This window comes from Streptomyces sp. NPDC030799 (assembly GCF_055572255.1).
On record NZ_JBVIDS010000019.1, the window covers coordinates 1 to 21,647 of the forward strand.

General features: G+C 71.7%; 20 protein-coding genes, 3 tRNA genes and 1 pseudogene. 14 read left to right on the top strand and 10 right to left on the bottom strand.

All coding sequences use genetic code 11. From position 1 onward, the window contains the following. Positions 1-359 precede the first annotated feature (359 nt). The 3 genes from ACZ41I_RS37140 (at position 360) to ACZ41I_RS37150 (ending at position 1,507) form a co-directional block, all read left to right on the top strand. Positions 360-728 carry a hypothetical protein gene (locus ACZ41I_RS37140; RefSeq protein WP_363216174.1) on the top strand — a complete coding sequence of 123 codons (369 nt, stop codon included), beginning with the start codon at positions 360-362 and terminating at the stop codon, positions 726-728. A gap of 145 nt (positions 729-873) precedes the next feature. After that, on the top strand, positions 874-1,443 hold the full coding sequence (locus ACZ41I_RS37145; RefSeq protein WP_363216175.1) for a bifunctional DNA primase/polymerase: 570 nt from the start codon (positions 874-876) through the stop codon (positions 1,441-1,443). Further along, positions 1,434-1,507: transfer RNA gene (locus ACZ41I_RS37150), tRNA-Lys, on the top strand. Before ACZ41I_RS37145 ends, ACZ41I_RS37150 begins: the two co-directional genes overlap by 10 nt. A gap of 145 nt (positions 1,508-1,652) precedes the next feature. Here the strand turns inward: ACZ41I_RS37150 and ACZ41I_RS37155 are convergent. Continuing rightward, positions 1,653-2,912 carry a M6 family metalloprotease domain-containing protein gene (locus ACZ41I_RS37155; RefSeq protein ID WP_468516230.1) on the bottom strand — a complete coding sequence of 420 codons (1,260 nt, stop codon included), beginning with the start codon at positions 2,910-2,912 and terminating at the stop codon, positions 1,653-1,655. Positions 2,913-3,235: 323 nt separating this feature from the next. Between ACZ41I_RS37155 and ACZ41I_RS37160 the strand changes: the two genes are divergently transcribed. Further along, positions 3,236-5,041, top strand: coding sequence for a putative bifunctional diguanylate cyclase/phosphodiesterase (locus tag ACZ41I_RS37160; protein WP_363216177.1), 1,806 nt, complete (start codon positions 3,236-3,238; stop codon positions 5,039-5,041). Here ACZ41I_RS37160 and ACZ41I_RS37165 read toward each other — a convergent pair. The 3 genes from ACZ41I_RS37165 to ACZ41I_RS37175 all read right to left on the bottom strand — a co-directional run bounded on the left by ACZ41I_RS37165 (position 5,020) and on the right by ACZ41I_RS37175 (position 7,827). After that, positions 5,020-6,117: an LLM class flavin-dependent oxidoreductase gene (locus ACZ41I_RS37165; RefSeq protein ID WP_468516231.1), complete on the bottom strand. Its 1,098-nt coding sequence runs from the start codon at positions 6,115-6,117 to the stop codon at positions 5,020-5,022. The genes ACZ41I_RS37160 and ACZ41I_RS37165 overlap by 22 nt on opposite strands. 190 nt (positions 6,118-6,307) lie before the next feature. After that, on the bottom strand, positions 6,308-7,039 hold the full coding sequence (locus ACZ41I_RS37170) for a maleate cis-trans isomerase family protein (RefSeq protein WP_363216179.1): 732 nt from the start codon (positions 7,037-7,039) through the stop codon (positions 6,308-6,310). Then, positions 7,036-7,827 carry a maleate cis-trans isomerase family protein gene (locus ACZ41I_RS37175; RefSeq protein ID WP_363216180.1) on the bottom strand — a complete coding sequence of 264 codons (792 nt, stop codon included), beginning with the start codon at positions 7,825-7,827 and terminating at the stop codon, positions 7,036-7,038. The genes ACZ41I_RS37170 and ACZ41I_RS37175 overlap by 4 nt, the downstream gene beginning before the upstream one ends. 159 nt (positions 7,828-7,986) lie before the next feature. Between ACZ41I_RS37175 and ACZ41I_RS37180 the strand changes: the two genes are divergently transcribed. After that, positions 7,987-8,937 (top strand): D-2-hydroxyacid dehydrogenase, encoded by a 951-nt coding sequence (locus ACZ41I_RS37180; RefSeq protein ID WP_468516232.1) that lies wholly within the window; start codon positions 7,987-7,989, stop codon positions 8,935-8,937. A gap of 15 nt (positions 8,938-8,952) precedes the next feature. Further along, complete coding sequence (locus ACZ41I_RS37185; RefSeq protein ID WP_468516233.1) at positions 8,953-10,395, top strand: amidase; 1,443 nt, start codon at positions 8,953-8,955, stop codon at positions 10,393-10,395. A 30-nt stretch (positions 10,396-10,425) separates the two neighbouring features. Here ACZ41I_RS37185 and ACZ41I_RS37190 read toward each other — a convergent pair whose 3' ends face one another. Then, positions 10,426-10,920: a DUF3830 family protein gene (locus ACZ41I_RS37190; RefSeq protein WP_363216183.1), complete on the bottom strand. Its 495-nt coding sequence runs from the start codon at positions 10,918-10,920 to the stop codon at positions 10,426-10,428. Positions 10,921-10,967: 47 nt separating this feature from the next. Between ACZ41I_RS37190 and ehuB the strand changes: the two genes are divergently transcribed. The 6 genes from ehuB (at position 10,968) to ACZ41I_RS37220 (ending at position 15,183) form a co-directional block, all read left to right on the top strand. Further along, on the top strand, positions 10,968-11,894 hold the full coding sequence (ehuB, locus tag ACZ41I_RS37195; RefSeq protein ID WP_399768699.1) for an ectoine/hydroxyectoine ABC transporter substrate-binding protein EhuB: 927 nt from the start codon (positions 10,968-10,970) through the stop codon (positions 11,892-11,894). Then, the gene (gene ehuC / locus ACZ41I_RS37200; protein WP_468516234.1) at positions 11,891-12,634 is read left to right on the top strand and encodes an ectoine/hydroxyectoine ABC transporter permease subunit EhuC; all 744 of its coding nucleotides are present in this window, start codon (positions 11,891-11,893) and stop codon (positions 12,632-12,634) included. Before ehuB ends, ehuC begins: the two co-directional genes overlap by 4 nt. Continuing rightward, positions 12,631-13,281 (top strand): ectoine/hydroxyectoine ABC transporter permease subunit EhuD, encoded by a 651-nt coding sequence (gene ehuD / locus ACZ41I_RS37205; RefSeq protein ID WP_363216186.1) that lies wholly within the window; start codon positions 12,631-12,633, stop codon positions 13,279-13,281. Before ehuC ends, ehuD begins: the two co-directional genes overlap by 4 nt. Next, positions 13,271-14,053, top strand: a complete 783-nt coding sequence (ehuA, locus tag ACZ41I_RS37210; protein ID WP_468516235.1) for an ectoine/hydroxyectoine ABC transporter ATP-binding protein EhuA — start codon at positions 13,271-13,273, stop codon at positions 14,051-14,053. Before ehuD ends, ehuA begins: the two co-directional genes overlap by 11 nt. A gap of 212 nt (positions 14,054-14,265) precedes the next feature. Beyond that, positions 14,266-15,024 carry an IclR family transcriptional regulator gene (locus ACZ41I_RS37215; RefSeq protein ID WP_399768693.1) on the top strand — a complete coding sequence of 253 codons (759 nt, stop codon included), beginning with the start codon at positions 14,266-14,268 and terminating at the stop codon, positions 15,022-15,024. 85 nt (positions 15,025-15,109) lie between these two features. Continuing rightward, positions 15,110-15,183, top strand: a tRNA-Lys gene (locus ACZ41I_RS37220). Here the strand turns inward: ACZ41I_RS37220 and ACZ41I_RS37225 are convergent. The 5 genes and pseudogenes from ACZ41I_RS37225 to ACZ41I_RS37245 form a co-directional block, all read right to left on the bottom strand. Continuing rightward, positions 15,149-16,806 (bottom strand): annotated as a pseudogene (locus ACZ41I_RS37225) (long-chain-fatty-acid--CoA ligase). The gene ACZ41I_RS37220 and the pseudogene ACZ41I_RS37225 sit on opposite strands and share 35 nt — an antisense overlap. 40 nt (positions 16,807-16,846) lie before the next feature. Next, positions 16,847-17,314 carry a DUF3592 domain-containing protein gene (locus ACZ41I_RS37230; RefSeq protein ID WP_399768690.1) on the bottom strand — a complete coding sequence of 156 codons (468 nt, stop codon included), beginning with the start codon at positions 17,312-17,314 and terminating at the stop codon, positions 16,847-16,849. 119 nt (positions 17,315-17,433) lie between these two features. Next, positions 17,434-18,039, bottom strand: a complete 606-nt coding sequence (locus ACZ41I_RS37235) for a lytic polysaccharide monooxygenase auxiliary activity family 9 protein (RefSeq protein WP_363216190.1) — start codon at positions 18,037-18,039, stop codon at positions 17,434-17,436. A gap of 130 nt (positions 18,040-18,169) precedes the next feature. After that, positions 18,170-19,312 (bottom strand): SPFH domain-containing protein, encoded by a 1,143-nt coding sequence (locus ACZ41I_RS37240; protein ID WP_363216191.1) that lies wholly within the window; start codon positions 19,310-19,312, stop codon positions 18,170-18,172. Positions 19,313-19,371: 59 nt separating this feature from the next. Beyond that, complete coding sequence (locus ACZ41I_RS37245) at positions 19,372-20,436, bottom strand: peptidoglycan-binding protein (RefSeq protein ID WP_468319774.1); 1,065 nt, start codon at positions 20,434-20,436, stop codon at positions 19,372-19,374. A gap of 187 nt (positions 20,437-20,623) precedes the next feature. Between ACZ41I_RS37245 and ACZ41I_RS37250 the strand changes: the two genes are divergently transcribed. Both ACZ41I_RS37250 and ACZ41I_RS37255 read left to right on the top strand, forming a co-directional pair. Next, a tRNA-Lys gene (locus ACZ41I_RS37250) sits at positions 20,624-20,697 on the top strand. A 70-nt stretch (positions 20,698-20,767) separates the two neighbouring features. Further along, positions 20,768-21,481, top strand: coding sequence for a FadR/GntR family transcriptional regulator (locus ACZ41I_RS37255; protein ID WP_399768683.1), 714 nt, complete (start codon positions 20,768-20,770; stop codon positions 21,479-21,481). Positions 21,482-21,647: the final 166 nt, after the last annotated feature.

Genomic DNA, 21,647 nt, shown 5'->3' on the forward strand with positions numbered 1-21,647 from the left:
GGCACGCCGCCGCAGGCGGCCGATGAACACAGCCCGGACGGCTGGGAGGCGAACCACACGGTGCTGGCGCATCTGGCGGAACACCGCGTGAGCCGACGGCCATGACCGGGACCAGGAGCGCCGCACCACCACACCTCCGCGTCCGCCCCCCCAACCGCCGGACGGAGTCCGGCACGCCGCCGCAGGCGGCCGATGAACACAGCCCGGACGGCTGGGAGGCGAACCACGCGGTGCTGGCGCATCTGGCAAAACACCGCGTGAGCCGACGGCCATGAGGGGCCCTTGCGCTCGCGCGGGACAATGGACGGTGGCCCACCTGAAGGCGGTGCCCAGCGAACCGTACGAGGAGGAGACAGGACATGGCGGAGCCCACGCCGCGTCGTAACGAACCGCGGCTACGCCCCGCGCCTCTGATCTTCGAGCCCGCGGAGGCGGCCTCCGACCCGGAGCACTTCTTCGACCTGGAGTCGATCGAGGATCCGCGGGCGCTGCTGGCCCGGGCGACGGAGCTGACCCAGGCGTTCCGCGCGGCCGCCGACCGGGCCGTGGAATTCCAGGCCGTCGCCGCGGCCCAGCTCGCCGACCCGCGCCGGTTCGACCGGCTGACCCCGGCGGACATCGCCGAGCGCGCGGAGTGGACCGAGGACTACGCGAAGAAGATGGTCGAGTTCGGGCGGGACCTGATGCGCGGCAACACCGAGGGCCGGACATCCGCCGACCCCGTGTGATCCCGCGCCCGCGTCAACACCGAGCCCGCGAGTAACCCCATCTGGCATATGCCAGGGGGGCAAGATACTCCTCCTCCACCGGCCCTGTCCCGACTTTCGGCAACTCAGAAGAACGGCCCGCTCACCCCCGGTACATCTGGGTGGCATGAGCAGCGCACCGAACGTCACCCGGGTCACCTCCGACGGAGTCGACTGGCTCGCCTCGGCGGCAACGTATCCGCGCAGCACGCTCGCCCTCTGGGAAGAGCGCCCGGACGCCCCGGTCGTCCTGCCCTGCGGCACCGTCTTCGACGTGGTGAGCGCGCCGGCGATCTTCGGCCGCCGGATGCTGGACCGGCTCTGGGACGACGGCCCGGGCTCGGGGCCGGTCGCGGTGTTCCGGGGCCGCGTGCTGCTGTTCGCCGCGCCGGGCACCGCCCAGCGGCTGCCCTCGCTGCTGGCATGGGAGGAGTGGGGCTCGAACCGCACGGAGGCGGTGCCGCCGCTGCTGTGCCACGGCACGGGCGACGCGGTGACCGTGCCCGCGCCCACCGGGGACGACGGCGCCGGTACCGCCCGCTGGCTGGTCGCCCCGGACACGCGCCACCCCTGGCTGCCGGGCCCCGAGGTGGTGCTCTGGGCGGCCGTACGGGCGGCCCGCGCGGCAGTGCGGATATCGATTTTTCCTCCCGCCGACCAGGGTGCTAAGGTCTACGACGTCAGCAGGCGCCGCTAGCTCAGTTGGTTAGAGCAGCTGACTCTTAATCAGCGGGTCCGGGGTTCGAGTCCCTGGCGGCGCACGATGACGATGGCGAGGCATGTCCGCGGAGAACGCGGACCTGGCTCGCCATCTCTGTTATTGCGCGGCTTCGCCGCGTTGTGGGGGCTTCGCCACCCACACCCCCATCAGGTCGGTCCAGTGAGCGTCGGCCGGAGCGCACCGGATCAATCGGCGAGGCGTGATGTGATCCGTACCGTCCATGCCCCCGACGCCGTCCTCCCCTCCGCCTCCACCTGTACGCCCTGCCCGGGCACGGTGAAGCTTTCGCCGAGGGCGACCGGGGCGTCGGCGAGGGGCGGGTAGACCGAGTCCTCCCAGCAGCCCTCGGTGTGCGGGTGGGCGTCCACCACCTCCACCGGGCCGCCGCCGGACTCCGCTCCGCTTCTGATCCGGTACACCAGCACCCCCTGCCGGCAGCCGGCCCGGTCGTTGCCGGCAGGGCCGCGCGCCTCGAAGCCCAGGGCGCTGTCGGGTCCGGTGCGCACGATCGCCAGCTTCAGCCCGTGCCCGAGACCGAAGGCCGGAGTGCCCGCCGCGCCCCGCACCGGGATCCCCGGCCCGGCCTCCAGCGGCTCCAGGGTCAGCCGGGTCGGCCCCGCGCCGTGCACGCACATCACCTGGCGCGGATCCAGCCAGCCCAGCTTCCACTTGTGCCAGGCGAACAGGTCGGGAGAGAGCCCGAACTGGCTGCCCATCAGGTCCCAGTCGCCGACATAGGTGTCCCAGTCGCCCTTGCCGTCGACGGGGCGGTGATAGAGGTCCGGCAGGTCGAACACATGGCCGGTCTCGTGGGCGAGGACGAGGCGGTCCGGCGGGTGCTTCTCGAAGACCGTGACGACCCGGCGGACGTCCGTGCCGTCCACATGCACGGGCGTGTCGAGGTTCACGACCTTCGTGGCGTCCGAGTCGACGCCGGGCGCGTCCGGATCGGCGACGAAGTACACGATCCGGTAGCGGGAGAAGTCGACCTCCCGGTCGGCCACCTGGAACGCGTCGCGCAGATAGGCGGCCCGGTCCTCCACGCTCCAGTCCCGCCTTATGGCGTAGGCCGTGGACGGCCGGGGCATGCGCAGCCAGTGCTGCAGCGGGTGCGGGCGGAGGGTGAACCTGCCGTAGGAGGCCTGCTCGAAGTAGCGGCTGGTGGCAGGGAAGTGGTCGGCGGCCAGCTGGGCGGGGGTGGTGCGCGGGGCGGCGTCCGGGAAGGACAGGAAGACCATCACGGCGTCGAGCACGCCGGTGGGGCGGGCGTAGTCGGGGTTCCAGGTGTCGACGCCCTCGGAGTGGTGGGCGTCGGTGCGGTGCAGGGCGCAGGGGATGGTGGAGAAGGGCTCGGCGACCGACGGGCCGCTGAGGATCGACGTCGCGGCGAGCGCCGACAGCGTGGTGCACACGGCGGCGGTGCTGCGCAGCATGGGCACGGGCATGACCTCCGGACGCGGTTCGGCAGGACCCGCATCCAGATTGCTGGGGTGTGGTGCGTTATGCCCTGTTTACCTGCACCACAAGGGTGAGTGCGCCCCCTTGATGCTCCGGCGCGCTCCGGCGCCCGACACCCCGGAACACTCACGGAACGTCACAACTGGTCGGAGGCCTGAAGAACCCGCCCAGGCGCGGGCAGAAACGATCTGTCAGAACCGGTGTTCGGTCCGGGACACTGGACACCGGCTGGAAGGGCCCGGGGCCAGCCTCTATGATCGGCACACTTTCCGGCACGGACATCGATCGAGTGCACCTGCGGGAGCGAGCGGTGAGCGGAACGTCCGAAGGGCCGACGCCCGCGGCAGACCTCGACCGGTCAGCCGTTACAGACAGTGACCACACCACCTACCAGTGTGTCTTTGCGACGGCCCCGCTCGCCATGGCCGTCGTGGACCGCGCCGGCCTCGTCGCCGGCGCCAACGCGGCCTTCGGCGAGCTGCTCGGCACCGATCCGGACACCCTCACCGGGCGGGTCGCCGCCGACCTGGTGGACCTGGCCTCGGACACCCGCAGCTGGCACGCCTACCGCGAGGTGCTGCGCGGCCGGCAGGCGAAGCTGCGCTGCACCCGCCGGCTGAAACATCCCGAGGGGCACTCGGTCTGGGTGCAGGTGACCGTGGCCCCGTTGAGCGGGCAGACAGGGGTCCTGCTGTCCGTCGCCGACATCAGCGCCCGCCACGAACTCCAGGCGCGGCTGCGGCACTTGCAGATGCACGACCCGGTGACCCGGTTGCCCAACCGCACGCTGTTCTTCGAGCGGCTGTCGGCCGCGCTGGAGGCGGAGTCGTACGAGCAGAGCGGCACCGGCCGGATCGGCCTGTGCTATCTGGACCTCGACGGGTTCAAGGCCGTCAACGACACCCTCGGCCACCGCGTCGGCGACCGGCTGCTCGCGGCCGTCGCCGAGCGCCTGACCCGGGTGGCCGACGAAGCCGGCTACGCCCGCGCGGTGACCCCGCTGGTGGCCCGGCTCGGCGGTGACGAGTTCGCCCTGCTCGTGGAGGACTCCACCGGCACCGAACAGCTCGCCGAACTGGCCGAGTCGGCGCTGAAGGCGCTGGAGGAACCCTTCGATCTGGCCGGGCAGCGGCTGTCGTTGACCGCGTCCATCGGTGTGGTCGAGCGGCATGCGGCGGGTACGACGGCCACCGGTCTGATGCAGGCGGCCGATACGACGCTGTACTGGGCGAAGGCCGACGGAAAGGCCCGCTGGACCCTGTTCGACCCCGAGCGCAACGCGCACCGGATGACCCGTCAGGCCCTGTCCTCCACCCTGCGTCCCGCTATCGAACGGGGTGAATTCGCCCTGGAGTACCAGCCGTTGGTCGGCATGGAGGACGGACGCCTGTCCGGCGTCGAGGCGTTGATCCGCTGGAATCATCCTCAGTTCGGCACACTGACGCCGAATCGGTTCATCGGACTGGCCGAGGAGGACGGCTCGATCGTGCAGCTCGGCCGCTGGGCGCTGGCCACCGCCTGCCGCCAGGCCCGCCGCTGGCAGCAGGCCCACCCCGACGAACCGCCCATCTTCGTCAGCGTCAACGTGGCCGTACGCCAGGTGTGGGACTCCGATCTGGTGGCCGACGTGGCCGAGATCCTCGCCGAGACGGGACTCGCCCCCCACCTCCTCCAGCTGGAGCTGACCGAGTCGGCGGTGATGGGCTCGGCCGGCCGCCCGCTGCAGGCGCTGCAGGCGCTCAGCGACATGGGCGTGCGCATCGCCATCGACGACTTCGGCACCGGCTACTCGAACCTGGCCTACCTCAGCCGGCTGCCGGTCTCGACGCTGAAGCTGGACGGTTCCTTCGTGCGCGGCTTCCAGTACGAGGCCGACAAGAACCCCGCGATCACCGCCAACCCCGCCGACGAGGTCATCGTCGAGGCGATGATCCAGCTGGCCCACCGGCTCGGCATCACCGTCACCGCCGAGTGCGTGGAGACCTCGGCCCAGGCCACCCGGCTGCGCCGCATCGGCTGCGACACCGGCCAGGGCTGGCTGTACTCCCGTCCGGTGCCGCCGGATCGTATCTCCGAACTCCTCGGCGAGCAGACCTACGCGGTCGGCAATCCGTAGGCGTCCGCGATCAACTCGTAGGAGCGCAGCCGCAGTTCACCACGGTGGGCGTGGCTGACCAGCATCAGCTCGTCGGCGCCCGTGCGCTTGTGCAGATCGTCCAGGCCCGAACGGACCTCGTCGGCGGTACCGTGCACGATGTTGGCCGTCCAGGAGGTGATGAACTCCTCCTCCCTCGGGCTGAACTCGTACTTCTCGGCTTCCTCCGGGTCGGGGAAGAGACCCGGTCGGCCGGTGCGCAGCCGGAGCATGTTCAGGGCCACCGCCCGGCTCTGGCGGTGGGCCTCACGCGCGTCGTCGGTGGCGAGGGCGGAGACACCGATGAGGGCGTACGGCTCGTCGAGGACCGCGGAGGGGCGGAAGGTCTGCCGGTACAGGTCCAGGGCCGGGACGGTGTTCTGCGCCGAGAAGTGGTGCGCGAAGGCGAACGGCAGGCCCAGCATGCCGGCCAGGCGGGCGCTGAAGCCTGAGGAGCCGAGCAGCCAGACCGGCGGCCGGTGCGGGGACTGCACGCCGCCCGGGGCGCTGCCCTGCACGGGGCCGGGGATCGCGTGGATGCGCCGGTAGGGATGCCCGTCGGGGAAGTCGTCGTCGAGGAAGCGGGTGAGTTCCGCGAGCTGCTGCGGGAAGTCGTCGGCGCCCTCGTTCAGGGTGTCGGTACGGCGCAGGGCGGCGGCCGTGGCGCCGTCCGTGCCCGGCGCCCGGCCGAGGCCCAGGTCGATCCGCCCCGGCGCCATCGCCTCCAGCGTGCCGAACTGTTCGGCGATCACCAGCGGGGCGTGGTTGGGCAGCATGACGCCGCCCGAGCCGAGCCGGATGCGGTCGGTGTGGGCGGCGAGGTGGGCGAGGATCACGGCGGGCGAGGAGGAGGCGACGCCGGGCATGGAGTGGTGCTCGGCGACCCAGTACCGGTGGAAGCCGCGCGACTCCGTCAGCCGGGACAGCGCCACGCTGGTGCGCAGGGCGTCGGTGGCGGTACTGCCCGCGCCGACGGTCACCAGGTCCAGTACGGAGAGGGGCACGGGGGCGGCGCCGTGCGCGGTGCCCCGGATCTCGTCTGCCTCGTCTGCCGGCACGGTGTGGGCCTCCTGTTCGTGGCGGGGGGATGTCCTGCGGGGCGTAACAGGAGGCAGTCTCCGCTTATTCCGTGACGGCGCCCTCCCGGCCTGCCGAGAGGGATGGACGGGTGGGACCGGTGGGACGAGCGGGAAACGGGAGACCAGGGGGCGGAGCCCCCTGGCGGGGGCCGTGGCGGAGCTCCGGGTGCTAGACCTGAACCAGCGGCTCCCGAGTGAACAAGCTCCCCAGTGAGGGCGCGTTCACCCTCCGGTCGGCCAGCCTCAGCCCCTCCCACACCGAGACCTGGTTCGCCGTGAGCACCGGCTTGGACAGCGCCTTCTCCAGCAGCGACAGATGCGCGGCCGTGTGCAGCGCCGTGTCCGGGAGCAGTACCGCCTCCGCGTCCGGGACGTCGGCCGCGCGCGCCAGCGTCAGCACGTCCTCCTCGCCCCACGTGCCGACCTCCGCGGCCGTGATGATCCCGGACGACCGCACCCCGGTCACCTCCAGGCCCCCGGCCCGCAGGAAGTCCGCGAACAGCGCGGCCACGTCCTCCGGATACGTCGCCCCGATCGCGACCCGCCGCACCCCGATCTCCCGGGCCGCGTGCACGAAGGCGAACGACGTCGAGGACGCGGGCATCCCGGCCAGCCGGGCGAGCGTGCGCACCTGCTGCTGGGCGCCGTCCCAGCCGTGCACGAAGCCACCGCTGGTGCAGGCCCACACCACCGTCTCGGCACCGGTCAGCCGCAGCCCCTCCATGCCGGCCGCGAGCCGCTCGGCGGACCCCATCTCGCGCAGCGCCGCCACCCGGTGCGCGTCCTCGCCGATGTCGGTGTGGACCAGGTCCACCCGGATGTCGCTGCCCAGGAGCTGCTCGATGCGTGGATAGTCGTCCTCGGCGGAGTGGCCCGGGTAGAGGAATCCGAGTGCGGTCATGTCCAGCCTTCCTGCGTCTCTTCGGGCAGTACCGGGGGCCAGGCACGCGCGGCCTCGTCCAGCAGCGCCTGATAGGGGCCCACGGCTCGGGTACCCATCCGGCGCAGCGCAGCCCACATCGTGACCTGGTTGGCGGAGAGCACCGGGATGCGCAGTTCGGCCTCCAGCTGGGGGATCACGTCGTACGTGGGCAGGTTGGTGCAGGAGATGAACAGTGCGTCGGCGGTGCCGGGGCGGACGACCGCCTGCCGCGCCATGGCGACGACGTCCCGGTACGGCACCTGCCAGATGTGCCGGGTCAGCCCCATGAAGGCGCACCCGGTGACCTGCACACCGGCCTCGGCGACGAAGTCCTCCAGCGCGCGGGTCACGGACACCGTGTACGGCGTGACCAGCGCGACCCGTCGTATCCGCAGCTCGGCCAGCGCCTCCAGCAGCGCACCGGAGGTGGTCACGGAGGGCGGCGCGCCCGCCAGGCTCATCGCCGCGCGCATCGCCCGTTCCCCGGCGCTCCCGCCGACGAAGCTGCCGGAGGTGCAGGCGTAGGCGACCACCTCGGGCGCGACCGCGGTCAGCGCGCGCACCGCGTCCGCGAGGGTCTCGTGCTCGCTCACCAGCCGCGCCAGGTCCAGGCTCACCTCCACCGGCACGAACGGGGTGCGGGTCAGATGCAGCGACACCTCGTCGGGCACCCAGCGCCACAGCTCGCGGTCGAGCGCGAAGTCGAAGGGAGCCACCACGCCGACACCGCGCTGGGGGCGGGGGCCGCCGAGAAAGGAGACGTCCATGGCTGGCACCGGCCTCACGCTGGGAGACGAGTGGGCAACGGATCGCGAGTACGCCCGTGTTGACGAAGGTAGATTCGGGTGCGAGCGTGGTCAATCCGCGCATGTCACCGCACACGTCGGACGCCTGTCACGCCAGTCAGACGCCGGGAGCCGCCCCGTATGACGACCCTCCCCACCGTCCTCGTCCTGGACGCCGAGCCGCCGCCCCGGCTCGGCCGGCTCACCGGCCGCGCCCGGATCGTGCACACGGACGCCGCGCACCTGCCCGAGCGGCTGCCGGAGGCGGACGTCCTCCTCGTCTGGGACTTCGCCTCGCACGCGGTCCGCGAGGCCTGGCCGGGGGACGGGCCCAGGCCGGCCTGGGTGCACACGGCGAGCGCGGGCGTCGACCACCTGATGTGCCCGGAACTCGCCGCGTCCGACACGGTGGTCACCAACGCGCGCGGGATCTTCGACCAGCCGATCGCCGAGTACGTGGCGGCGCTGGTGCTGGCGGTCGCCAAGGACCTGCCGCGCACGCTGGAGCACCAGCGGGAGCGGACCTGGCGGCACCGGGAGGGCCGGCGGGTGGCGGGCACGCGCGCGTGCGTGGTCGGCTCGGGCCCGATCGGCCGGGCGATCGTGCGCACCCTGAAAGCGCTGGGTGTGACGACGGCGCTGGTCGGGCGGGTGCCGCGGACCGGCATCCACGGCCCGGCCGACCTGGACCGGCTGATCTCCCGCGCGGACTGGGTGATCGCGGCGGCGCCGCTCACCGAGGCGACGTACCGCATGTTCGACGCCCGCCGGTTCGGCGTGATGCAGCCCTCGGCGTTCTTCGTGAACGTCGGCCGGGGCCAGCTGGTCGACGAGGAGGCCCTCGCCCACGCCCTGACCCGCCGCTGGATCGCGGGCGCCGCACTGGACGTGTTCACCAGCGAACCCCTGCCCGGGGACAGCCCGTTGTGGACCCTGCCGGAGCTGATCGTCTCCCCGCACATGAGCGGCGACACGATCGGCTGGCGGGACGAACTGGGCGCGCAGTTCGTCGAGTTGTACGACCGTTGGGCAGCGGGCAGATCACTGGTGAACGTGGTCGACAAACAGCGTGGCTACGTGCCCGGGCACTGACCTCTTGGAGGGTGCATGCAGCTCACCGACCTCACCGCAGTCCAGCTCCTCGACGGTTACCGCAAGGGCGATTTCAGTCCCGTGGAGGTGACCGAACAGGCCCTGGAGCGGGCCCGGCGCATCCAGCCTGTGGTGAACGCGTTCGTGCGGCTCACCGAGGAGGACGCGCTGGCACGCGCGCGGGAGTCGGCGGAGCGCTGGCGGCTCGGTGAGCCGGCCGGACTGCTGGACGGTGTACCGGTGACGGTGAAGGACCTCCTGCTCATGCGCGGCCATCCGACCCTGCGCGGCTCGAAGACGATCTCCGAGCAGGGCGCCTGGGACGAGGACGCTCCGTCGGTGGCCCGGCTGCGCGAGCACGGTGCGGTGTTCCTCGGCAAGACGACGACCCCCGAGTTCGGCTGGAAGGGCGTCACCGACTCCCCGCTCACCGGCATCACCCGCAACCCGCATGACCCCTCCCGCACCGCCGGCGGCTCCAGCGGCGGCAGCGCGGCGGCGGTGGCGCTCGGCGCGGGCCCGCTGTCACTGGGCACGGACGGCGGCGGCAGCATCCGAATCCCGGCCGCGTTCTGCGGCATCTTCGGCCTGAAGCCGACGTACGGGCGCGTACCGCTGTACCCGGCCAGCGCCTTCGGCACCCTCTCCCACGCGGGCCCGATGACCCGGGACGCGGCCGACGCGGCCCTGCTCCTGGACGTCATCGCCGCACCCGACGCGCGTGACTGGTCCGCGCTGCCGCCCGCGCCGGGCCCCTTCCGCAAGGCGCTGGACGGGGGCGTACGGGGACTGCGGGTGGCGTACTCCCCGTCCCTCGGCGGGCAGGTCGCGGTCCAGCCGGCGGTCGCTGCGGCCGTCCGGCAGGCGGTGACGCGCCTCGCGGACCTCGGGGCGTACGTCGAGGAGACCGACCCCGACTTCAGCGAGCCGGTGGAGGCGTTCCACGTCCTGTGGTTCAGCGGAGCGGCCCGCCTCACCGAACGCCTCTCCCCGCACCGCCGCCGGCTCCTGGACCCCGGCCTGCGCGAGATCTGCGCCCAGGGCGCCCGGTACAGCGCGCTGGACTATCTGGCCGCGGTGGACGCCCGCATGGACCTCGGCCGCCGCATGGGCCGCTTCCACGAGCGCTACGACCTGCTGGTGACGCCGACGCTGCCGGTGACGGCGTTCGAGGCGGGACCGGAGGTGCCGGCGCACTCGGCCTTCCGTCGCTGGACGGGCTGGACGCCCTTCACCTACCCCTTCAACCTGACCCAGCAGCCGGCGGCGACCGTCCCGGTGGGGACGGACGGGAAGGGGCTGCCGGTGGGGATGCAACTGGCGGCCGCCCGGCATCGGGACGACCTGGTGCTGCGGGCGGCGCATGCGTTGTACGAGGCCGGGGTGGTGTCGGCGGCACCGGTCACCGGCGTCGTGGCTCAGGGGGTGCAGGTCGGCGCAGATCGCGAAGCGCGGTGACGTTCGGGGAGCCTGATGACCGGCCGGTCCTCACGCCCGCCGGAAGCTCAGCGTCTCCCCCGCCGCCCCGCTGCGCCACAGGTCGTTGCAGGCCTCGGCCATCGCTTCCAGGCCCTCCACCACCTGGCCCCACACGATGCCGGGCACCCAGCCCACGTCGCCGTTGAGCAGCAGGTTGTTGCGCTCGTAGAACAGGGCCAGGTCGACCACCGTGGTGCCGGGGCGGACCTCGCGGTCGTAGCCGTAGGCCTTCGTGCCGAGTTCGGCGCCGGCGAAGGTGAAGTAACAGAGGTCGCCGGGAATCGGGGTGACCGTCGGGTTCTCCAGTGGGGGTTCCGTGGAGGCGAACGGCGGGAAGAGGGCGTAGATCTCGTTGCGGGCGTATTTGGCGTGGTAGACGTCGCCCGTCAGAGGCAGGGCCTCCCACACCGCGGCGCAGGTCAGCGGCGCGCGGTCGGTCAGCAGTCGTGCCGTGCAGTGCACGTCCCGCTTGTCGAGCGAGACGGTGACGAATCGATCGGCCATGAAAACCAGGGTGCATAGCCGCAGAGCGCTTGGGTAGCCGCGCCGCCATGGCTCCACCACTTGGGAACGACGTACACACCATTCGGTCGGAACACAGACACACCCGGCGGTCCCTGCTCGGCGGGCTCGGTGGGCTCGCCGCCCTCGGGGTGCTGGGTGCGGCGGGTTGCACCCGGGTGGCCGAGGCCTCCGGCAGGCCGGGCGGCGACCTGCTCGAACGGCTGCGCGCGCAGGGCGTCGTACGGCTCGGGATCGCCGGTGAGATCCCGTTCGGGTACATCGACAAGGACGGCCATCTCACCGGTGAGGCCCCCGAGCTCGCGAAGGTGATCTTCAAACGGCTCGGGGTGAACCGGATCCAGCCGGTGCCGACCGAGTTCGGTTCGCTGATCCCGGGGCTCAACTCGCAGCAGTTCGACGTCGTAGCGGCCGGGATGTACGTCAATCCGGAGCGCTGCCAGCAGGTCATCTTCGCCGATCCGGACTACCAGATGCTGGACTCGTTCATCGTGCGCAAGGGCAACCCGCTGGGCCTGCACTCCTACAAGGACGTCGTCGCGAAGAAGGCCAAGTTCGCCACCGGCACCGGATACGCCGACATCCAGTACGCGGTCGAGGCCGGGTACGAGCGGGGCGACATCCTCATCGTCCCGGACCAGGTCGCCGGGCTGAACGCCGTCGAGACGGGCCGGGCCGACGTCTTCGCCGGTACGGCGATCACCACGCGGGAAGTGGCGAAGAAGTCGGGCAGGGCTGAGGCCACCGCGCCGTTCGCGCCGCTGGTCAAGGGAAAACCGCACGTCGACGGCGGCGCGTTCGCGTTCCGGCCGACCGAGACGAGGCTGCGGGACGCCTTCAACGCCGAGCTGCACAAGCTCAAGAGGAGCGGGGAGCTCTTCCGGATACTCCGGCCCTTCGGGTTCACCAGGGCCGAGATGACCGACCTCACCGCGAAGGAGCTGTGCGGCGGATGACCTCGGGACTGTGGGAACTCGTACTCAACGGCGTCTGGACCACGATCCAGCTGCTGGTGTTCAGCGCGCTGCTGACCGTGGCGGTGTCCTTCGTCGTCGGCGTCGCGCGCACCCATCGGCTGTGGATCGTGCGGTTCGTCGCCGGCTTCTACACCGAGGTGTTCCGCGGCACCTCGGCACTGGTGATGATCTTCTGGGTGTACTTCGTGCTGCCGCTCGCCTTCGGCTGGCAGCTGGTGCCGATGTGGGCGGGCACGCTGGCGCTCGGCCTGACGTACGGCGCCTACGGCTCGGAGATCGTGCGCGGCGCGCTCAACGCGGTGGACCCGGCGCAGAAGGAGGGCGGCGTCGCGCTCGGTTTCACGCCCTGGCAGCGGCTGCGGCTGATCGTGCTGCCGCAGGCGGTGCCGGAGACGATCCCGACCTTCTGCAACCTGCTGATCGAGCTGCTCAAGGGCACCGCGCTGGTGTCGGTCATGGGCATGGGCGATCTGACGTTCAGCGCGAACCTGGTGCGGCTGGCGTTGCAGCAGAGCGCGGAGATCTACACGTACATCCTGCTGATCTACTTCGCGATCGCCTTCGTGCTGACGCGGCTGATGCGCTCGCTGGAGAAGCGGCTGAAAGCCGGGGTCGGCAAGGATCCCGGCACCGAGTGGGCGGCGCGTGAGCTCAAGCGGGCCCAGACGACCGGAGTCGGCGCCGCGGGCGGCGTGGGCGTGGGCGGAGGTGCCGCATGAAGTGGGACTGGAACGCCGTCGGTGACTTCATGCCGGCCTTCTGGCAGGGGCTGCTGGTCACCCTGCAGGCCCTCGCCCTCGGTTCGCTGGTGTCCTTCACGCTCGGGCTGGTGTGGACGCTGCTGATGCGGACGCCGGCCCGGTGGGTGCGCTGGCCGGTCGGGGTGGTCACGGAGTTCGTGCGCAACACCCCGCTGCTGGTGCAGCTGTTCTTCCTGTTCTACGTGCTGCCCGAGTGGGGTCTGACCTTCTCGGCGCTGACCACCGGTGTCGTCGCGATCGGCCTGCACTACTCGACGTACACCATGCAGGTCTACCGGGCCGGTATCGAGGCGGTCCCGGCCGGTCAGTGGGAGGCGGCGACCGCGCTGAACCTGCCCCGGCGCCGGACCTGGACCGGGGTGATCCTGCCGCAGGCGATCCGCCGGGTGGTGCCCGCGCTCGGCAACTACGTCATCGCCATGCTCAAGGACACACCGGTGCTGATGGTGATCACCGTGCCGGAGATGCTCCAGCAGGCCCGGCTCTTCTCCCAGCAGCACTTCCAGTTCACCGAGCCGATCACCGTGATCGGTGCCGCCTTCATCCTCATCTCCTACCTGGCCTCCCTTCTCCTGCGAGCCCTGGAGCGACGCCTTGTCCGTTGAGACCCGTCCGCAGCCGCCCCTGACCGACGCCCAGCCGGGCGAGCTGATCCGCCTCGCGAACGTCACCAAGCGGTTCGGCGCGAACACCGTGCTCGACCACCTGGACTTCACCGTCGCCGCGGGCAGGCACGTGACCCTGATCGGCCCCTCCGGATCCGGCAAGACCACGATCCTCAGACTCCTGATGACGCTGACCAAGCCGGACGAGGGCACGATCACCGTCGACGGGGAGCAGCTGTTCCCGGCGCCGGAGAAGCAGGTCCGGGAGGTCCGCAAGAAGATCGGAATGGTGTTCCAGCAGTTCAACCTGTTCCCGAACATGACCGTGCTGCGCAACATCACCGAGGCCCCGGTGCAGGTCCTCGGCATGTCCAAGGACGAGGCCGAGGAACGCGCCCGGGAGCTGCTGGACCTGGTGGGGCTGGCCGACAAGTGCGACGTGAGGCCGACCCGGTTGTCCGGCGGGCAGCAGCAGCGGGTGGCGATCGCCCGGGCGCTGGCGATGCGGCCACGGGTGCTGCTGCTGGACGAGGTGACCTCCGCGCTCGACCCGGAGCTGGTCGCGGGCGTGCTCGACCTGCTCAGGGACATCGCCCGCAGCACGGACATCACGATGCTCTGCGTGACCCACGAGATGGGTTTCGCCCGCGACATCTCCGACCAGGTGCTGATGTTCGACGGCGGCCGGGTGATCGAGTCGGGCCCCCCGGAGAAGATCTTCACCGACCCGGAGCAGGACCGCACCCGGGAATTCCTCAGCGCGGTGCTGTGACTACGGGGCGTGGAAGGGGGAAGACACCGAGGTCCGACCGGTGGGTCATGTCTTCGGCATATGACAGGGGATCTGCGCCGCAGTTGGGAGGGGCGGGCGGGCGGAACAATCTCGCCAACCCCCTCTCCCGCCAGGGGGTTTGCCCGTTATCGTGGAAGCGATCCGCCAACCGGATCTCGCGGCCACCGACAGGCGAGCGCAGGGGGACCACCGTGGCGCTGATGCACGAGCCTACCGCCCCGTACCACTCCGCCCAGGACGCGCTGCGCGTGCTGGAGACCGTCGCCCGCCACTCCGCCGGCGTCACCGACACCGAGCTGGCCCGCCACACCGGCCTGGGCCCCGAGCGGCTCACCGCCCTGCTGCGCATGCTGCGCCGCGAGGGCTATGTCGAGCAGATCACCGACGGGGCGTACGTCACCGGCGACACCCTGCGCCGCCTCACCTCCGCGCACGACCGCGAGCGGGCCCTGCACGAGAAGCTCCAGCACACCCTGGACCGGCTGCGCGACTCGGTCGGCGCGGCGATCTACATGAGCCGGTACGTCGACGGGGAGGTCAAGGTCACCCAGTACGCGGCCGGGCCCACCACCCCGGCGGTCAACGAGTGGGTCGACTTCCGCTGCTCCGCCCACGCCACGGCGGTCGGCAAGAGCCTGCTGACCCAGCTGGACCACAACGCCCGCCGCGACCACCTGTCCCGGTACAAGATGGCGCGCCTCACCTCGCGCACCATCACCAGCGACAAGCTGCTGCTGTCCCGCCTGGAGTCCCAGCCGCCGACGGTGCCGGTCCTGGACCTCCAGGAGTACGCGGTCGGCACGGTCTGCGCGGCGGTCCCGATCACGGCGGGTTCCTCGGTGGGCTGCCTGGCGCTGTCGCTTCCCGTGGAGCACGCCCACCGGCTGAGGCAGGCGGCGGAGACCCTGAACCGCAACGCGGCACCGGTGCTGCTGTCCCTGACCCTGTAGGTGGTCACGAGCACCCCTCAGGACCAGGTAGTATTTTCTTCGTCGCCAGCCGCGGAAGACAAAAAACGCAGCAGGCGAGAGTCATGCGCCGCTAGCTCAGTTGGTTAGAGCAGCTGACTCTTAATCAGCGGGTCCGGGGTTCGAGTCCCTGGCGGCGCACATGGACGAAGGGTCCTTCGCACGAGCGAGGGGCCCTTCGGCGTCTTCCGCGGTGAGTCGCCGGTACGACGTCTCGCCCTGTGGCCGCCACCACACCGGATCGGCGCACGCGTACCCCTCGCGCCTGAGCAGCCCCCGGTGGATCTTGTTCGTCGCCGTCACCGGCATCCGCTCCACCACCCGCACGAACCGGGGCGCCATCTTCGTCCCCAGATCGGGCTGGGCCGCCAGGAACCGCGCGAAGCCCTCGGGATCGAAGGTCCCGGCGATGGTCGCCATCACCTGGTCCCCGGTCACCGGGTCCGGCACCCCGTACACGGCGACGGCCGCCGCGCCCTCGTACCGGGCGACGATGTTCTCGATCATCGCGGCGGCCAGGTTCTCCCCGTCCACGCGGATGCTGTCACCCGCACGCCCGGCGAAGTAGAGGTATCCCGCCGAGTCCCGGAAGAAGAGGTCGCCCGTCCAGTACGCCCCTCCCCGGCGCCGCTGGGCCTCCGCGGCCGGGTTGCGCCAGTAGCCCTCGAAGGGGTTGGGGCCCCGGTTCACCAGCTCCCCTATCGCCTCGTCGCCGTTGAGCAGGCGCCCGGCGGTGTCGAACACGGCCGGCGGGCACTCGCGCCCGGTGCCGGGGTCGAGGACCACCAGCCCCGGCCCGGCCGGTCCCACCGCACCCTTCGGTGTGCCCGGCGTCCACTGGATCGCCGCGCCGCCCTCGGAGGAGCCGTAGCCCTCGACGAGCCGCACCCCGAAGCGCCGCTCGAAGGCGACCGCGTCCACCGCGCCGGCCTCGGTGCCGAAGCCCGTCCGCAGCGGGTTGTCCCGGTCGTCCGCGCGCTCCTCGGTGGCGAGGATGTACTGGATGGCCCGGCCGACATAGGTGAAGTAGGTCGCCCGGTAGCGGCGTACGTCGGCGAGGAACCCGGACGCCGAGAACCGCCGGCGCAGCGCGACCTCCGCACCGGCGGCCAGCGCGGGCGCCCAGCCGGCGATCACCGCGTTGCCGTGGAACATCGGCATGCAGATGTAGTGCACGTCGTCCGGGCGCACCCCGAACCGCCGGACCAGTGCCTGCCCGGCCGCCACCAGCCGGCCCTGGGAGCAGAGCGCGGCCTTGGGGGCGCCGGTCGACCCGGAGGTGAAACAGAGCAGCAGCCGGTCGGCGGGGGCGGCGCGGGACGGGTCGGGCACGGCGCCGGCGTAGGGGGCGAGGAGCCCGCCGTACTCCTCGCCGTCGGTCACGAGGATCCGCACCCCCGGCAGGTCCAGGCCCGCCAGCAGCGGAAGGTGGGCCCGCTCGGTGACCAGCAGCGAGCACTCGGTGTGCAGGATGTCCCGGGCCAGCTCGGGGCCCCGGCGCGTGGGGTTGATCCCGGCGACGGCCGCTTCGGCGAGGGCGGCGGCGCCGAGCCACAGGGGGAACTCCTCGGTGTTGTCGAGGAGCACGCCGACATGCGGTACGGCACCGGGCGGCAGCAGGTCGGTCAGCAGGGCGGCCCGTGCGGCGGCACCGGCGGCCACCTCGTGCTGCGTCAGCATCCGCGCTTCACACCTGAGCCCCGGCCGGTGGTCGCCCCACCGCGCCGCGACCAGCTCGGCGACCGTGCACGCCTCGGAGTCCATGGCAGCGCACGGTAACTGATAAAGCGTCAGATGAGGAGGGTCACGGCATCAGCCCGTCGGCCTCCGAGAACATCATGTGGGCAGTGGCGATGAAGAACACGCAGAAGGCGATGGCCGCCCCGAGGAAGGCCACCCCGAAGCCGGTACCGGCGGCGAGCCTGCCGGGCGCCGGCGGGCGCGCGGTGGCCCGCTGGGGCTCCTCCGGCAGATACCGCACGGTGACGAAGTCGCCCTCCACGACGGTCGCCGGGCCGTTCTCCTCCTCGAAGCGGACCGTGCGGCCCTCGCGGGTGGTGAACTCGTAGACGTGGTGCAGGCTCGTCCGCACGGACGTGTCACCGCCGCCCCCGTGGGTCGTCGTGTACATCCGCAGGCAGCGCGCCTCGGCGGTCAGGCCGTGCGCCCAGATCCTGCTGATCCCCCGGGCGCGGCGCAGCAGCCGGAAGGCGGCGTACCCGAGGCCGGCGATCATGACGGTGGGTACGGCGTAGAAGAAGAGCTCGAACATGAGGTTCCCCCGAGGTCGGTACGCCGCCCCCGTTCGGCCGGCGTGCGAGGAACGTACCCGCCGGTAGGGGCGGTCCGCCTCAAGGGAACCTCAGTTTCCGCGCCGTTGCGCAGCGGTCCTCAGAACGTGACGTCCGAGCAGGCGTAGAACGCGTTGCCCGTGTCGGCGATCGTCCACACCGCGAGGATGACGTGGTGCCCGCTCAGCCCGGTCGGCAGGGTGCCGCTGTGACTGAGGGTCTGCGGCGGGCGCTGGCCGTGGTAGGGGACCGTCAGGAACGGGGTGGGGTCGAGGTCCGAGCGGGACAGGGCGTGGTTCTGGTTCCAGCCCTGCCTGGTGACGTAGTACCTGAAGTCCGTCGTGGCGTGCATGGCGGTGAACTGCCAGCGGAAGGTGTATGTCCGGCCACCCGTCACCCGGGTGGCCGGCCACGCGCCGCCGGACGGGGTCGTCGGTGAGCTGAGCTGGGCGAACCGGCTCAGGCCGCCGTTGCAGAGCTGGCCGTCGGCGGGCCCCGCGGCCGGGAATCCCTTGGGGCCCTCGACGCTCTGCGGCTCGTACTGGATGTCGCCGCAGCCCGTCACGGTGCCGTTGGCGCAGAGCTTCTGCCTGCTGATGGGGAGGTCGGTGTAGCCGTGCCCGCTGGCGCCGCCGGTGGAGAGCGCGAACGCTCCGGCGGTCACCACACCGAGCACGACCGCGGACAGCTTGGTCCTGGTGCGCATACTGCCGCTCCTGGAGAACGTGGGGAGTTCGGTGAGCTGTGCAGGTAGGTCTAGACCAAGTGCCAGGTTATTGGCGTTGGTTGAAAGTGTCCATACAAAAGGCGCGCCCGTACCCGTCGCGGGCCCCGCGCTACAGCGGCTCCCCGCGGCCCGAGCAGAAGGCGACGGTCAGGTCCCGCACCAGCACCTTCCGCTCGTAGTCGTCCAGCTCCACCAGGCCGCGCACGGTCAGCCGGGTCACCGTGTCCTCCACCGAGTCCACCACCGAGCTGAGCATGCTGGCCCGCTGCCGGGCGTCCAGCGCGGCGACCCTGCGCCGGTGCATCGCGGCGGCGACCTCCGGGGCGTACTCCACCCGGATCGGCTGCACCGAGAACACCTCCACACCGACCGGCGCGGTCTCCTCCGCCACCAGCCGGGTCAGCGCGTCCCCGGCCGCCGTCACCCCGCCCCGCGTCCCGCCCGCCGGCTCCACCGGAACCCGGGCCAGCGCCGCCTCCACGCACTCGCGCAGATACTTCTCGTGGTCCTCGACACCGAGTACGGCCCGCGCGGTGTCCCGCACCCGCCACACCACCAGCACCACCACCCTGAGCGCCATACCGTCGGGATCCGCCGCCGGCATCGGCTCGCTGCGCCAGTGCCGCAGCCGCACATCGACCCGGCGGCGCGGCAGCAGCGGATTCACCCACACCAGCCCGGTACGCCGGACCGTCCCCCGGTAGCCGCCGAACATGCCCAGCACCCAGGCCCGCCCGGACCGCCCCCGGGCCAGCCCGGCGAAGCCCAGCATCCCGAGCGCCCCGGCCCCGGCGTACGCCGCCCACTGCGCCGGGCCGAGTCCCGCGCCCGCACAGGCGGGCAGCCCCAGCGCCTGCACCGCGGCCGACGGAAGCAGCCCCGTCCACCAGGAGGTCGCCAGACACCCGGTGAATCCGCAGGCCCCGGCGAGCACCCCGGCCATCCCCGGCAGCGCCCGCGCCGGACGCTCCACCAGCTCCGGGTCGACCTCCGGCAGCGGGCGGCGGCGCACCGGTGCCGGGCGGCCGAGGCGCGGCTGCTCACCGGTGCCCTGCCGCCGGGCCACCACCGCCGGCTTGAGCGGCACCTTCACCGGGTTCACCGGGTCGGGGTCGTCACGGAAGAGCAGATGGACGGGGATCTCGGTGGTCACCTCGTTCTGGATCAGCCGGGCCGGACGCCCGCCCGGCACCGGAGCGCCCTCCGGCTGCCCCTCGGATTCGGGCGGCGTGTGTGACGTGGTCGTACTCATGCGTTGCTCCAGCCTCCGCGCCAGATACGTCATGAACAGGGGACGGAAGGATCAGGCGGTCACCGGCCGCCCTGGTGGCCGCGGTCCGCGTCCGCGAAGAGCCGTCGCCAGGTCTCCGGCCCCGGGTAGCCGTCCGCCGCGCCGCCGCGCCAGCCCTGCGCACGCTGGAAGGCCTCCACGGCACGCCGGTCCGCTTCGCTCCAGCGCGGACCCGGGCCGGTGGCGTAGAACCTGCCGAACCCCTTCTCCACCAGCCGGCGGCGCAGCTGCGTGACATACGCGTTCTCCGCCCCCGGACGGAAGAGGCTCCGGCCGGGATAGCCGGGCACCCCGTGCGAGGCGGGCCGGCCCGGAACCTCCGCCTTGCCGTCGGTCCGCTGGGCGCCCGCCGTCTCCGCGGTCACGCCCTTGTAGCGGTACGGGACGTACTTGTCGGCGTTGGTCCAGTAGGGGTAGGGGGTGGGCTGGCTGCGGGTGTGCGGGGGTGTCTGCTCGTAGACCGTGTAGGTGGTGTGCGCGGAGTCCGTCCAGCCGCCGAAGATCACCACGTGGGAGCCTTTCTCCGGGTTGTCGGGGTTGTGGTAGAGCAGGATGTCTCCGGGCTGCAGCTCCTCCTTGGTGATCTTCACGCCGAACTGGTCGAGGCTGCCCGTCCACTCGTTGCTCCCCAGGTTCCAGGCCATGGAGACATAGCCGGAGCAGTCCTGGCGATAGCCGTCGGACCAGTACTGCGACATGCTGTACGGCACCTGTGCGGCCACCCAGACCTTGGCCCGCTTGATGATGTCGGTCCGGGTGGTCACGGGGATGGGGGCAGCGGTGAGCTCGGCCGGCTTGCCCGCCGCGCCGTGCAGCGGGGATCTGCCGCCCTGGGGGGTCTGGGTGTCGCCGTCGGCGGGGACGTGGGGGCGCTGCTCGGCGGGCCGGCCGGGGGCGAGAGCGGCGGCCGGGGTGACCGCGCCGAGAACGGCCGACGCGGCGGCCATGACGACGACTCCGCAGGCCGCCGGGCGGCCGGTGGAACGACCGGACGACGGACGGGGACTCATCCGCCGCCCTTCGACGCAACCAGGGCAGTCGCAGTCCCTCGCGGGCTCGACCTCCTCGAACACCGGAGTGGTCATGCGATCTACCTCACATTCGGGGGTGATTTGTCCGCGCTTGTGCACGATGATCAGTTTCTCAACTGTCCATCCGGCCGCCACTTTGACGGTCCGAACGATGTACACGGCCCTGCGGGGCGATCCCCCGGCCCCCCGCAGGTGGTCAGAGGCACCCCCGAAGGTCATGTAGAGTTATCTCTGTCAGCAGGCGCCGCTAGCTCAGTTGGTTAGAGCAGCTGACTCTTAATCAGCGGGTCCGGGGTTCGAGTCCCTGGCGGCGCACCGACCGGAAGGCCCCTCGCGGAAGCGAGGGGCTTTTCGCATGCCCCGATTGGCCGGATACCCTCTCGCCATGGCAGCCCGGGACCTTCAGGAGCGGATCAAGAAGCTGATCGTCGACCGGCGGCTGCCCTCGGGAGCCCCGCTGCCGACCGAGCCCGAGCTGATGGAGTACCTCGGCGCGAGCCGGAACTCGGTGCGCGAGGCCCTGAAGGGGCTGCAGGCGATGGGGATCGTGGAGATCCGGCACGGCTTCGGGACGTACGTCGGCTCGATGTCGTTCGCGCCGATGATCGAGGGGCTGGCCTTCCGCACGGTCGCCGGGCACTACCGGGGCGAGGACTCGCTGCTGCAGCTGCTGGAGCTGCGCGAGGCCGTGGAGACCGGGCTGGTCTCACGGCTGGCCGGGCGGCTGCCCGAGGCGGACCTCGTTGAACTGGACGCCCTCGTGGACCGTATGGATCAGGAGGCCGCGCAGGGAGCCGGCCTCGCCGAGACCGACCGTGCCTTTCACGCCACCCTCTACCGGGGGCTGGACAACGTGCTGCTGAGCGAGGTGCTGGAGGCGTTCTGGGACGCCTTCCACCGGGTGCAGCGGGATCTGGTGGAGGTGCCGCAGGACCCCAGGGTCACCTGCCGCCAGCACCGGGAGATCCTCGACGCGGTCCGGTCCGGCGACTCGCTGCGGGCGGAGGAGGCCATAAGAGACCACTTCGGCAACATCCGTGCCCGCCTCTCCACCACCGGCGCACCCCCGCCTCGCGAGCCCCACAATGAACGGGTTTGACCGGTAAACAACGCGTTTCGCGTCTTGCGATCATGCGGAGCGCCGTAGAACCCTGGATGCCCAAGCTGCCGCCCTTTCGCGCCAGTTGGGGGGAAGCGAACGGTTGCCGCACGGCGGGGAGGGGGCCCCGCTCATGAATCGATGCCGAGGGGGGCATCATGCAACC